The sequence below is a fragment of the Labrenzia sp. PHM005 genome (assembly GCF_006517275.1).
Lineage (GTDB): Bacteria > Pseudomonadota > Alphaproteobacteria > Rhizobiales > Stappiaceae > Roseibium.
In genome coordinates this window covers 363,269-376,622 of sequence record NZ_CP041191.1, presented here as the reverse complement: position 1 = coordinate 376,622, position 13,354 = coordinate 363,269, and the positions used below count along the sequence as shown (strand labels likewise).

The 13,354-nt window shown below is 55.2% G+C and carries 10 protein-coding genes; 7 read left to right on the top strand and 3 right to left on the bottom strand.

The genetic code is table 11. The features are described 5' to 3' along the window. Positions 1 to 97: 97 nt before the first annotated feature. Positions 98 to 595 carry a MarR family winged helix-turn-helix transcriptional regulator gene (locus tag FJ695_RS01875; RefSeq protein ID WP_141183857.1) on the top strand — a complete coding sequence of 166 codons (498 nt, stop codon included), beginning with the start codon at positions 98 to 100 and terminating at the stop codon, positions 593 to 595. 135 nt (positions 596 to 730) lie between these two features. Here FJ695_RS01875 and FJ695_RS01870 read toward each other — a convergent pair whose 3' ends face one another. Then, complete coding sequence (locus FJ695_RS01870; protein WP_141183856.1) at positions 731 to 916, bottom strand: hypothetical protein; 186 nt, start codon at positions 914 to 916, stop codon at positions 731 to 733. A 323-nt stretch (positions 917 to 1,239) separates the two neighbouring features. After that, the gene (locus FJ695_RS01865; protein WP_141183855.1) at positions 1,240 to 1,968 is read right to left on the bottom strand and encodes a DUF1028 domain-containing protein; all 729 of its coding nucleotides are present in this window, start codon (positions 1,966 to 1,968) and stop codon (positions 1,240 to 1,242) included. A gap of 205 nt (positions 1,969 to 2,173) precedes the next feature. Here FJ695_RS01865 and FJ695_RS01860 point away from each other — a divergent pair, with 205 nt between their 5' ends. The 6 genes from FJ695_RS01860 to FJ695_RS01835 all read left to right on the top strand — a co-directional run bounded on the left by FJ695_RS01860 (position 2,174) and on the right by FJ695_RS01835 (position 11,685). After that, the gene (locus FJ695_RS01860; protein ID WP_141183854.1) at positions 2,174 to 2,731 is read left to right on the top strand and encodes a hypothetical protein; all 558 of its coding nucleotides are present in this window, start codon (positions 2,174 to 2,176) and stop codon (positions 2,729 to 2,731) included. Positions 2,732 to 2,980: 249 nt separating this feature from the next. Next, on the top strand, positions 2,981 to 4,111 hold the full coding sequence (locus FJ695_RS01855; protein WP_141183853.1) for an efflux RND transporter periplasmic adaptor subunit: 1,131 nt from the start codon (positions 2,981 to 2,983) through the stop codon (positions 4,109 to 4,111). A 2-nt stretch (positions 4,112 to 4,113) separates the two neighbouring features. Beyond that, positions 4,114 to 7,245 carry an efflux RND transporter permease subunit gene (locus tag FJ695_RS01850; protein WP_141183852.1) on the top strand — a complete coding sequence of 1,044 codons (3,132 nt, stop codon included), beginning with the start codon at positions 4,114 to 4,116 and terminating at the stop codon, positions 7,243 to 7,245. 136 nt (positions 7,246 to 7,381) lie between these two features. Continuing rightward, a complete protein-coding gene (locus FJ695_RS01845; RefSeq protein WP_141183851.1) occupies positions 7,382 to 8,359 on the top strand; it encodes a DUF808 domain-containing protein in 978 nt (325 codons plus the stop codon). Between the two features lie 90 nt (positions 8,360 to 8,449). Then, complete coding sequence (locus FJ695_RS01840) at positions 8,450 to 10,204, top strand: mechanosensitive ion channel family protein (protein ID WP_141183850.1); 1,755 nt, start codon at positions 8,450 to 8,452, stop codon at positions 10,202 to 10,204. 167 nt (positions 10,205 to 10,371) lie between these two features. Further along, positions 10,372 to 11,685 (top strand): tetratricopeptide repeat protein, encoded by a 1,314-nt coding sequence (locus tag FJ695_RS01835; protein ID WP_141183849.1) that lies wholly within the window; start codon positions 10,372 to 10,374, stop codon positions 11,683 to 11,685. A 180-nt stretch (positions 11,686 to 11,865) separates the two neighbouring features. Here the strand turns inward: FJ695_RS01835 and FJ695_RS01830 are convergent, their stop codons facing one another. Beyond that, positions 11,866 to 13,350 (bottom strand): amino acid permease, encoded by a 1,485-nt coding sequence (locus tag FJ695_RS01830; RefSeq protein ID WP_141183848.1) that lies wholly within the window; start codon positions 13,348 to 13,350, stop codon positions 11,866 to 11,868. Between the last annotated feature and the right edge of the window lie 4 nt (positions 13,351 to 13,354).

Here is a 13,354-nt window from a genome sequence, read left to right as displayed (position 1 = left end):
CGCCTAACTATCCAAAAAGCTTTCCAGATAGATATATTCAAACTATCTTTCTGGCAAGGTATAATTTAGAAAACGGTAGGCATTTTACGAGGATCTCATGACGAAAGCCTATCCCTTGGACAAAGCCCTTGAGCAGATGCGCCAGAACTGGCCGGAAGCTGTTTCTGTTGAAACCGAGCTGTTTCTCAGCATGAGCCGGTTCAGCGAAGTCCTCGACCAGAGTTGCACCAAAGAACTGGAAGCTTACGGCCTGACCAATGGCGCCTTTGAGGTCCTGGTTGCTCTGCGCGGCTGTCCTGAGCCGAGGGAAATGTCGCCGAGCGATCTGTATCGTGCTCTGCTGATGACATCCGGCGGCATGACCAAAATTCTCAAACAACTGGAAACAGATGGCCTTGTGACCCGGATAGATCACGACACAGACAAACGCAGCAAGATCGTGCGATTGACTGAGGCCGGCACATCGATTGTCGAAAGAGCCATGGAAAGTGTGATGGCTGGCGACCGGCGCGTTATCTACCAGAACCTTACCAAAGACGAAGTCCAATCCCTCCGCGACACGCTCCTCAACGTGGTGGTGAAGCTCGGGGTGTAGCGACAACAGTTTCTTCCTGCTGGCCTGACCGGGGCAGGGGCCCCGTTGGGTATGCACGGAAGAAGATTAGAACCGATCCAAGCGGGCGGGGATTTTTGTTTTTTGTCAGGAACGCCCTAGCGCCTCAGAGGCCGCTCAGAGATGGATACCGTATTCGGGAATCGGATCAAGTTCGATTTCAGCCAGAAGTGAACCTTCGACGATCGCTTGAATGGAGATGTTTTCCCCCATGATCGGGTAGAAATTTGATCCGGCCTCCGGGCCCGCCATATCGCCAAAATCCGCGTCTGTGGTTGCAACTTCTGAACCTGTCGTGAGCATGGCCTCTGTCCCCCAATTGAACTTTTTGGCTCCAACTGGAGCGCTTTAAAGCCACCATAGGGAAGAGGTGCAAAAACGGCGCTAAGGCTTTTCAGCAAATTGTTTCCGGTTTTCAGGCATTTTGTTAACGTTTCGACGGTGGGCCGAAAACCGCAGCGTTGTGTCTGGTCGAAGCACAGTCATTGTCCAAGGACTGCGATTGCGGTGCCTACGGGCATCGGGCGAGTCGCTGTCGCGCTGATTTCTCCAAAGTCTCCTTTAGAAATTTGAGAACCTCTTGCTGGACGTCGGCAAATTCAAGCAAGGCGTGTTGAGACCAAGAGCTATTCGGTTTTTTCTTGGCGGAAACTGTCGTATTTTTCCCGCAGCAGTTTGACAGCACTCTCGCCGCCGCGAATGAGCTGGGACGCAGAAAACTCTAACGACGGCTGCCCGGGCAGAGCGTCTCTTTCATAAACCACGAGATAGGCTGAAAGCGCTGTTTGGTCTCCGCACCGGCGGTCGCCGCCCTTATCGGCGCCAGCTTCCAAGGCTTTCAGCAATCTGTCTGCCAAAGTATTTGCAGGGTCATTTCCGGCGGCTTCAAATGCTTCAAGCCCGGCCGTCAATACATCCGGGCCGGTAAGAATGTTGCCTTGGACGGAGACGTTTGTTCCCTGGAGGTCGCCCGTATAGTCGGCTGTCCGCCGTCCAGTGAAACCGGCTGCTTTACCGCCTGCATGCAATGATGCGATGCCATGCTGTTGGCGTTTGAAATCGGGATCAAACTCCGGTTGGGTGATTGCGGTAATGATGGCGCCCGGCGGCATGTCCTTCTGCAGCAGTTTTTCACCTAGACGGCGTGCGGTCTTGTTCGACTGAGCTTGCGTGACGATCACACCTTTTCCCGGCACGACGCCGATGATCGCCGCCGCCCAAGGTGTGCAGGTTGCCGCGGCGCCGCCCGCTTCGCCAGTTGCCGGATCCACTGCCACGACAGACCATGTTGCCGACGCTGTGCCGGACCAGCTGATCATCGCAAGAACAACAACACCGAAACAACACCGCCGCATGAACCCCACCCTTCTGTTGCACGTATTGAGTGTAGTTCGGAATCAGTTTTCGTGCATTCTCAAATAAAGCCATTGATCAACGGCCTCGAACCACGCACCGCACTCCAATAGAAAAGGCACTCAGCCGCTCTTGTTCACGCATCCGTCAATGTCAGTTGATGAAGGCCCGCGACATAGTGAGATCCAGAAGCGAAAGGGGATGGCAATGGTTCGGGTGATTACAATCTTTTCAGTGCTGTTTCTTAGCATCGCGCCTGCAGCCGCGACGGTGATAAATGGCGAAGTACTCCGCCAGAATGGCAATGGCGAGTTTAAACTGCTCGACACATCCAAGCCCTTTTCCGTCGGCCATGACAATTTCAACACCGACCATCTTTATGCGTTTGACGAGGATCAGAATATTCTCTTGAGCGAACCGCTGCGCGTCGATATCGGCGGTGATCGGGGCATCATTCCGCAAGGCAAAGTCGTTGCAAGCCACTACGTCTTTTTCGACAGTCTGGCGGGTATTCACGAAGGGTATGTCGATTTTGATGCACCGATCCTCGGGATCGCAGCGCTGCCCGCGACACTGGACGCTACAGACTTTCTCGCCAACACCTCTGTCAATTACATCAGCACAGACCTCCGGGGCCTGGAGCCAGGAGATTATGTCTGGGTCGATCCGAAAGACCCCTTCCGCCTTTGGGTCTTTTGGGCAGGCTCTTCACCGGGAGATTACATCCGCGTCTTCACAGAAAGGTCGCCGGGCGCGATGATGTAACCGCCTTGGAGAAATCCGGTTACCGATGCGCGGCAGATGTAAGCCAACAGAGCTGCCGTCATGCGTCGCTTTTTGTTTTTCAAAGCAAAAAAAAATCCCGCCAGTAGAACACACCAGAATCGCTTCAGTTATAGATTGCTGCAACTAAAACAAGATGGACGTTGCGGAAATTCGCTTGACGATACCCTGTTTGAGTTTCGTAGTATCGAGAATGTCTCAATGCGAAAATGACGGACAGGGTGGCTGATCATGTCTTTCTTGAAAGAAAACGGGAAACGGCTCAGCGCCGTTCTTGCCCTTGGTGGCGCGGCTTTTGTTACCGGTTGCCAGGATGACAGCGGTGCGCCGGAGGTGGCTGAAATAGTGCGCCCTGTCCGGACAATGTTGGTGTCAGATGCCAGTGACCTTCACGGCCGGTACTTCATAGGGACAGCGCGGGCGGCTCGGGAAGTTTCCTTGGCGTTTCCGGTTTCTGGAACACTGACCACTATTTCTGTCGCAGTTGGCGATCAGGTGGAAAAGGATCAGGTTGTTGCCACTCTCGATCCGGCTCCCTATCAGGCGGAAGTAGATCGCTTGTCTGCAGATCTGGAAAGCGCGATCGCAACTTATGAAAACGCCAGAGAACAGACCGAACGGCAGCGGCAGCTCTTTGAAAGGGGCCATGTCTCCCAATCCTTGTTAGACAGGGCCACAGCAACCGAACGTTCGACCAAAGCGTCGATTGCTTCCGTGCAAGGGGCGTTGGACAAGGCCATGCTGAACCTGTCCTACACCGAGCTTGGTGCCCCCTTTGACGGGATGGTCGTCGCCAAATATGTCGAGGATTTCGAGGAAATCCGGGCACAAACCCAGGTCCTTCGTGTGCTGGACAGCGAGCACATCGAAATGGTGATCGACATTCCGGAGCGTTACATCGGGCTGACGAAATACGTTTCGGATGTGAAGGTGACCTTCGATGCGGTCGGTAATGAAGAAATCCCGGCGAAAGTTACCGAAATCGGGACTGAAGCGTCGGCGACAACACGCACATTTCCCGTCACATTGTTGATGGACCAACCTGAAAACGTTCAGGTTCTTCCAGGCATGACTGGGCGCGCCAAGGGACAGGTTGCGGAAGAGTATATGCCCTTCAGCAACATCGTGGTTCCGCCGGCGGCTGTGTTTACGCCAGAAGGGAAAACTGAACCGCATGTCTGGATTGTTGGTTCAGGGTCAAATGTTGTAACCGCGCGCCCAGTCGAAGTCGGAGCGCCGCGAACTCAAGGCCTGGCCATCAACGAGGGTCTTGAACCGGGTGAGATCATTGTCACTGCCGGAGCGAATTCGCTGCGCGAGGGCCAAAAAGTTGCCCTGATGAACGACAACGGCGGCAACTGATCATGGCCCGGTTTGCAGTAGAAAACGCCAAGTTCGTCTGGTTTGCCGTCATCATGCTGGTGTTGGGCGGGATCGGCGCTTACACCCAGCTCGGCCAGCTGGAAGATCCAGAATTCACAATCAAAACCGCTGTAATCGCTACGCCATATCCCGGTGCCAGCGCGGAAGAAGTGGAGCAGGAAGTTACCGAACGGATAGAGCTCAAGCTCCAGGAAATTAAGGAAATCAAGTACATCGAGAGCACGAGCCGGCCTGGCATTTCGAGCATCAAGGTCGAGATCCAGCCCAGGTTCTGGTCCGATGAACTCCCGCAGATCTGGGACACACTTCGCCGTAAAATCCGTGATGTGGAGAGCTCTTTGCCACCGGGTGCCGGCCGGCCGGCGGTCAATGATGACTTTGGAGATGTCTTCGGCCTGCTGATGGCCGTGACATCTGACGGATTTTCCTACCGGGACTTGAAAGACTACTCAGACTTCCTGCAGCGGGAATTGTCTCTCGTCGATGGAGTTGGCCGGGTCGACCTTTGGGGAGACCGCGGCCGAGTTCTCTATTTTGATGTGCGCGAGGAAAATCTCGTCGAACTTGGAATTTCTGAAATCACCTTGGAGCAGACCATCCAGAACCAGAATGCGGTGGTCGATTCCGGTTCGGTCAACATCAATGAGTACCGGATGCGGATTGCGCCGACTGGAGCGTTTCTCTCGCCGCGCGACATTGAAGATCTGGTCATCCGGCCGACGGCAACAGATGCCGCCCAGGCTGGCCGCAGCGACCGGCAGAACTCCATCAGGCTTGGTCAGATTGGCACAATCCGCGAAGGGTATGCGGAACCGCCGCAAGCGCTTATGCGTTACGATGGCAAACAAGCTATAGGCTTGGCGATCTCCTTTCAGCCTGGGGTGAATGTGGTCAAGGTTGGCCAAGCCGTTGATGCCCGAATTGCCGAACTGATACCGCGGCTGCCGATTGGCATTGAGGTCGACAAGGTTCATTGGCAGTCAGATGACGTTGATCTCGCCGTCAAGAGTTTTCTAATCAGCTTGGCTCAGGCCGTTGTGATTGTTCTGGTGGTTCTGACGCTGACCATGGGCCTGCGCATGGGGATCATTATCGGCACCGGTCTTTTGCTGACGATCCTTGCCACTTTCATCGTTCTGGCGATGCTGGGTATCGACCTGCAGCGCATGTCGCTCGGGGCGCTCATCATCGCGCTCGGCATGATGGTGGACAATTCGATTGTGGTTGCCGATGGCGCGACCGTGCGCATGGCGCAAGGCATGGACCGAAAACAAGCCGCGATCGAGGCGGCCAGCCGGCCGTCGATTTCGCTGCTTGGAGCGACCATCATCGCTGTCATGGCGTTTTACCCGATCTTTGCCTCGCTTGAGAGCGCCGGTGAATATTGCCGGACGCTGTTTTCAGTTGTCGGCATTGCTTTGATTGCCAGCTGGGTCATCTCCATGACCGTAACGCCGCTGCAATGTGTTGCCATGCTCCCTGAGCCGAAAGAAGGCGCTGGGGGAGCGGCATTCGATACAGGACTGTTTGCCGTCTACCGGCGGGTTCTCCGGATGGCGATCCGAGCGCGCTATCTGACGATCGGTGTTGCCGTTGCAGCACTGGTTGCAGCAGGAATTTCGTTTGGCTCCGTGCAGCAGCTCTTCTTCCCGACATCGGCCATGACGAAGTTCATGGTCGATTATTATGCGCCGGAAGGCACCCGGATTGAGGCGGTTTCGGCCGCCGTTGGCAATATTGAATCGAAACTGGAAACCGATGAGCGGGTCACCGGGATTGCCAGTTTCATTGGAGCAGGGCCACCGCGCTTTTATCTGCCGGTCGATCCAGAGCCAACCAATCCGGCCTATGCACAGTTGATCGTCAATGTGGAGGATTATCGCGAAATCCCGGATATCGCCAAAGCGCTGCAAGTCTGGATGCGGGAAAACCATCCGGAAGCAAAAGCCTTTGTGCGCCAGTTCGGTGTGGGGCCAAGTTATTCGTGGCCGTTTGAAGTCCGGTTTATCGGCCCGGCGGATGCAGATCCGACCGAATTGCGGGCGATCGGCGATCGGGCCGTCGCAATCCTCGACAATCATCCCTGGACAAAGGTTGCCTACACCGATTGGCGGGAAAAGGTCTGGAAGGCCGTACCGGAATATGATCAGGACCGTGCCCGCTGGACAGGTATCGTACCCGAAGACCTCGCCCGTACCACTAAACGGGCCTATGACGGCCGGCAGATCGGTTTGTATCGCGAAGGCGACGAGCTCATCCCTATCATGTTGCGGCATATCGAAGAAGACACGGCCGCAGTCGATAACTTCGAGTTCCTGCAGATCCAATCTCAGATTTCAACCAACCCTGTACCTTTGGCGCAAGTGGTCAGTGGTGTCGAAACAAGAAGCGAAAACCCAATGGTCAACCGGCGGGATCGCCGGCGTACCCTGATGGTTCAGGCCAATCAGATCGATGCTGTTACATTCGCGACTTACCGGGCTGCAGTGCTGGCCGATTTCGAAGCTTTGGCGGACGACCTGCCGCCAGGCTATGTCATGGAATGGGGCGGGGAACACGAAGGCACTGTGGATGCTCAAGCGTCCCTCATTCCGGGGATGCTGCCGGCGGTGGCTGTCATGGCGCTGATCGTGGTTGCGCTCTTTAATGCCTACCGGGTGCCTCTGGTCATCTTTCTGGTCATCCCCTTTGCGATCATTGGCATCACACCCAGCTTGTTGTTCACCGGGACGCCCTTCGGGTTTGTGGCATTGCTCGGCGCGATGAGTCTCTCCGGCATGATGATCAAGAACTCCATCGTTTTGATTGATGAGATCAATGACAATCTGGGGCGGGGGCAACCTGCTTATGATGCGGTTTTGAATGCGGGCGCCTCGCGCTTACGGCCGGTGGCCTTGGCAGCGGCAACAACCGTGCTGGGCGTCATTCCTCTGTTGCCGGATGTGTTCTGGATCGGATTGGCGATCACCCTCATGGGCGGGCTGACGGTTGGCACCATTCTCACAATGGTCATGGTGCCGGTCTTTTATGCAACGCTTCATGGGATCAAGGTGCCGGGCGGCGATGACAACCGGGAGGCCTCTCCACCATTGGAAAACGCTTCAACTGTATAAAAATGGTGGGTTCAGTTTTAGGTGCAGCAGGATGCTTTGACTTGGTGGGGCTTTTCAGTCTCGTCACTGCATTGGGTCTGCCATAAAAAAGCAGTAAGGTCTGCGCCCTGAGATTAACAGTGATTCTGGAGCGGCCATGAGCGGTCTTCTTGCCCTACTTGATGATGTGGCAGCCATTGCCAAGGTGGCGGCAGCCTCCGTCGATGATGTTGTTGCCCAAGCTGCAAAGGCGGGCTCCAAGGCCGCCGGTGCGGTGATCGACGATGCGGCGGTAACACCGAAATACGTCGCCGGATTTTCACCGGCCCGGGAACTTCCCATCGTCTGGCGGATAGCTAAGGGATCGCTCAAAAACAAGCTGATCTTCCTGCTGCCGGTCGGCCTTTTGCTCAACACCTTTTTGCCGGGCATCATCACACCGCTTCTGATGCTGGGGGGCGCTTATCTTTGTTTTGAGGGCGCGGAAAAGGTGGTGCACATCTTTAGTCCGCACCACATCGACGCCGATCAGCCAAAGGATATGGTTCAGGATCCGACCCACTTGGAAGAGCAGAAAGTTTCCGGGGCGATAAAGACCGACTTCATCCTGTCAGCGGAAATCATGACCATTGCGCTGGCCGAAATTCCGGACAGCAACATCTGGATGGAAGCCTCCACCCTGGCCGTCGTTGCCATCGGCATCACAGTGATGGTCTATGGCTCGGTGGCGCTGATCGTGAAGGCCGACGACATTGGCCTGCATCTGTCGCGGGAAGGCAGCTTTGGCATCACCCGCGCGTTTGGCCGGGGTATCGTTAAGGCGATGCCGGGCGTCATGAAGATCCTGATGACCGTCGGTACGGCGGCCATGCTGTGGGTTGGCGGCTCAATCGTCATTCATGGAATGAAGGAATTGGGCCTGAAAGGGCTTTACACCACCATCCACGACATCGCCCACGGTATTGCTCATACCATCGGTACCGCCGAAGGGTTTCTGGCCTGGTTCGCCACGGCGTCGATGGATGGTGTCTTTGGCCTGATCCTGGGCCTGATCCTGATCCCCATCGTCGCCAAGGTCATCGAACCGGTCTGGAATATGATCAAAGGCAAAGGGCAAGAAGCCAAGGGGCATTGAGGAGGCATTGAGGGGGCATTGTAGTTGATGGTTATTGGGGGCAAAATGTTCCTCCAAATAAGTGAATATTGAACCATCCAGGACTTGCCCTTGAGTGCACTTCGGCTTTCTAAGACTTTTCTGGTAGGTCTTTATGTTTGGCTTGCTCTGGCTATCGCGGCACCATCTGTCGTGGCTCAGGTCGAAAACGACGTGGTGAGATCTGCACAGACCACAAGTCCGCGCGCGACGCTGTATTCTTTTATCAGCACATTGAACCGGGCCTATCGGATCGGGCGGAGCGACAATCCCGAACGGTCGGTTGTCTTGGTCAATGCGGCGGTCAGGCATTTGGACTTGTCAAAAATGTCCAAGCGCTCGCAGGACTACCTAGCTCCGGAAGCTGCGCTTTATCTGAAAGAGGTTCTTGACCGCATAAATCTCCCCGATCGCAACGCGGTTCCAGGCCGGGAATTGGCCACGGGTCAATCAAGTGACACCGGAATCCTGCAAGGCGGTGAGACCGAGGCTGGCAATCCGATCACGATCTGGCAAATTCCAGGAACGAATATCCGCATACATCGGATATCGGAAGGAACGCGGGAAGGGGAGTACCTGTTTACTCCGCAAACGGTCATCCGCGCCGAACACTGGTACAACCGCACAAAACATTTGCCGTATTCTGAAAATGCCACTCCGGGTATTTTCGATGCCTATGCTTTGACGCCAGGGCGCGGAATTCATGTGGCCCGCAGTGAGCGGATCCCAGAATGGATGCAGTTTCAGTTTTTCGGCCAAACCATTTGGCAATGGGTCGCGGCGATCGGAACGTTTCTTCTCTTCGGCGCGACAGTCAGGATCTTCATAACGGCGGGCTTCCGTCTGGATGGCCGGCTGGAAGAGAAAACGGAGCGGCCGTGGCGGCCTGGGTTATTGCTTGCGCTGGGCCTATCAATCGCCGTTGCCAGTTACGCTGAAGTCCTGATTGAGGATTATTTCAATCTCACCGGGACAGCACTCCTTTGGACTGCCGGATTGTTTTCGCTCATCAGTCATGTTTTTCAAGCCTGGTTCGGTTTTGTCATTGTGTCCCAGCTGGCAGAGGTGATCGCTCTGCGTATCGGGGCAGATGCCAAATCCGCAAGAACGCAGCTGATCCGGTTGATCGGATATTTTGTCGGCGCCTTCATCGTCATCTTCGTTGCAGTCAAACTGGCCGAAGAGTTTGGCCTTCCTGCCCTTTCAATTGTGACGGGTCTTGGTGTTGGAGGCCTGGCGGTTTCCCTCGCAGCCAGGGAAACGCTTTCGGATATTCTCGGCTCTTTTGTTGTTCTGATCGAGCGGCCCTATCAGATTGGCGATTACATTGAGATCGGATCTGATGCCGGAACAGTCGAGGAAATCGGTATCCGGAGCACCAAAATCCGGACCTTATCCGAGTTGGTTGTGTCCATCCCAAATTCCAAACTTTCCGGTGGCCGTATCGTCAACTACGGCTATCGGCGGTATCGGCTGAGCAACAACACGCTGCGGATCAGTGACCTGACATCACCGGCAAAGGTGTCGGAATTTGTCGCGCGGACCAGAGAAATCTTGACCAGCAATCCTCAAGTTAGGCAGGAAGGCTGGCATGTTTATTTACAAAAGCTCGGCCCAGGGTATCTGGAGATTTTCCTCTACTACTATTTGAGCGTAACCGGCTGGGCGGACTTCTTGGAAGGGCAGGAAAAGGTTCTCATGGACATCATGACCCTTGCGGAAGAGCTGGGTGTTGAAATCGCCCCGACGCAAACGCTCGAAACGCGGCCGGTTGGATCCTTGGAAGCGGTCAATCCATCTTTAGTGGCGCCTTCTCAAGGCCAGTAAGGCCGAACCTCTAGCCAAGTGATAGTCGTTTGTTCCCACCCATAAAAGCTCCTCATGAAGGATGATTGGCCGCAAGGGAGCAGTCGGCGCTCACTAGCCGAAACAGAAAAACTGCCCTAGGGTCAGATAGGTATGGAATGTCCTGATCACCCTGAGGGAGCTTGGGCATGGAGATTGACGACCGTCTGGCCGCGGGCATCAAGGCGCATCAGTCTGGAGATGGCGAGACAGCGCTGGAAGCCTATAAAGCTGTGCTGGCAGAGAACCCGGACCATCCGGATGGGCTGCATTACCTCGGGTTGCTGATCTTCAACAAGGACGATCCGGATAATGCGATTGCCTTGATCGAACATGCGCTTGAGCTCAATCCAATGAATGCCGCCGCGCACAACAATCTCGCCAATATTTTCAAGCTGCTCGGACGGCGCGAGGACGCCTTGAAAGGGTATATCCGGGCGGTCGATGCCGATGCCGGCCATGAAGAAGCCTGGCGCAACTTGTCGATGCTTGCAGGCGATACGGCGAAGGCGGGTGATGTTCTGTCCGTGCTGGGTGCGATCACTGAAAAATTTCCGAAACACCCGGAAGCCTGGTGCAGTTACGGACAGGCACTCCGGCGGGCCGAGCGGCCCCAAGAGGCGGTCGAGGCATTGGAAACCGCGTTGGAATTGGGAATTGAGCCTGCTGGTGTTGCGGTCCGTTGTGCTCGGTTTCTAGCTCAACTCGGCCAGGAAGACAGAGCAATTGCTCATTTGGAACGGCTGGTCGAAAAATATCCAGATGATGCCGACGCGCAGTTTTATTTGGCGGCGGCCAAAGGGGAGCAACTTTCACAAGCTCCAGAAGATTACGTCAAAGCCCATTTCGACAGTTTTGCGCCGACCTTCGATGAGGTTTTGACCGCCCTCAACTACGAAACACCGCAGTTGATTGCTGATAAGGTCAAGGCCTTGGCCGCAAAGGTGGGGCATCCATTTGAAGATGTTGCAGATCTTGGCTGTGGTAGCGGTTTGTGCGGGCCCTTGATCCGGGAAGTTAGCGCAAAGCTGTCCGGGATCGATTTGTCCGCCGGCATGCTCAAGAAGGCGGCGAGCCGCAATGTCTATGATTTCTTGATTGAAGGTGAGCTTGTCGCCTTTTTGAACGCCGATTTGCCGACCCAGTTCGATATCTGCATATGTGCCGACACACTTGTTTATCTCGGCGATCTCAAACCCTTTTTTGAAGGCATTGAGAAAGCGCTGAAGCCTGGGGGAGTGCTTCTGGCAAGCGTTGAAACGCAGGATCAGCCAGATGGGACGTATCACCTGCATGACGCCGGCCGCTACAGTCATGCGCCGTCCTACTTACGGAAGACTGCCGAAACTGCTGGACTGAATTACGGGCTGGAAGAGTGCGTTATGCTGCGTAAAGAGCTCGGCAAGGACGTCATGGGATTGATCTTTCAGGTTCAGAAACCGGCTAATCCCGGCGTTGGCTGAGTCTGGCCATCAGTTCAAGCTCACCGGCGAGTGTCTCGAACTCACCCAGAAGACCAATCATGCGTTCTAAACGACCGTCGCTGGTATCGCCCGTTTCAGGAGAGCGCCGCACTGTAGTATGCGGCGCTAAGACATTATGTTTTCGGTCAGAGAGCTTTTCGTTGCTCTCTGACCAACAGCTCAATCTCTGTCGTCTTCTACTTTGACCCAGCTCGGCTTTTTCAGCGCGTGGATCAAGATTGGCAGGCCGATAAAGACAACAAATCCGGCGGCAACCACGCCAACATAAGTTGCTGGACTGCCGACCGGCAGCTGGCTGGGGGGGAAGAAGGACGTGACGAACGCAAAGGCCACACCGCCAAATCCAAGACCAGAAATTGCCAGCATGCCGGGCAACCCGCCTGGGACCTGGTAGCTGCGCTCAGCGTCTGGCCGGGTGATGCGCAGCCGCACAGCAGCGGCATACATCATCATGTACATAACCAAGTATAGCGTGATGGTCATGGCCGAGAGCAGGAAGAAGGCAACTGAAACGTTTTTCAAGACGAAATAGAGCAATGCCAGCAGGGTGACGATGGTGCCCTGAATGAGCAGGATCATGACTTGCACACCGTTTTTGTTGGTTCGCGCCAGGAACGGAGGCAGCTCGCCGTCTTTCGCGGTTCTCAAAAGGCCGCGGCTTGGGCCAGTGATCCAGGACATGACGCCTGCAAGTGCGCCAAGGGCAATCAGCAGCGCCAGAACCGGCACCAGCCAGCCAAGGCCATAATCCGTCAGGGCGATGTCGAAAGCTTGCATTGGACCTTGATCAAGCGCGATTTTGTTCGCCGGTACGATTGATGCCAGTGCCAGTGATCCAAGCAGGAAAAGGGCCACAATGATCAGCACCGACAGGAGAATGGCTTTTGGAAAATCACGGGAAGGGTTTTTCAGTTCATTGGCGTGGACGGCATGAACTTCCACTCCGGCAAAAAGCAGAACAATGCCGCCCAAAAAGGCCAGAGAAGAAAGCCCCGTGATGTGAGGGAAAAACCGCAAATGCGATGCGCTTGTCGTTGATCCGTCAGCTCCAGTCAGGAATGCCATTGTATGGCCGTCAGCAATCCAGGCAGCTCCAAGCGCTATGATTAGTAAGCCCGGAACAACTGTTCCTAGAAGGAAGCCGGCCGAAGTAAAGCGGGCTGCGGCACTGGTGCCGGTCAGCGCAATTGCAGTGGCAAACCAGTAAGCTGCGATTATTACTGTTCCGGTGTAAATGCCGTTGTCAGCCAGTGACGGCCTTCCAATGACATACGCCAATGAAGCGGCTGCGAAAGCAAGGACCGTCGGATACCAGACAACATTCTGGATCCACTGCAGCCAGATGGCAACGAAGCCAGCCCTCGCCCCAAAAGGTGCCTTGACCCAATCATAGATACCGCCTGTGGAATGGGCGAACATCCCACCAAGCTCGGCCGCCACGAGAGCAGCTGGGATCAGGAAGATGAAGGCTGCAAAACCGATGTAAAACAACAAAGTCGTGCCCTCGACCGCCATGAGGGGCAAACCGCGCAGGCTGACCACGGCCGCGACAGTCATCATCGCAAGCCCGAGTACTGAGATTTGGCCAGCTGCGGCTGACTTTTGAGGTTTAGGCTCTGTGGCTACAGAAGAGGCATCATTCATCGGC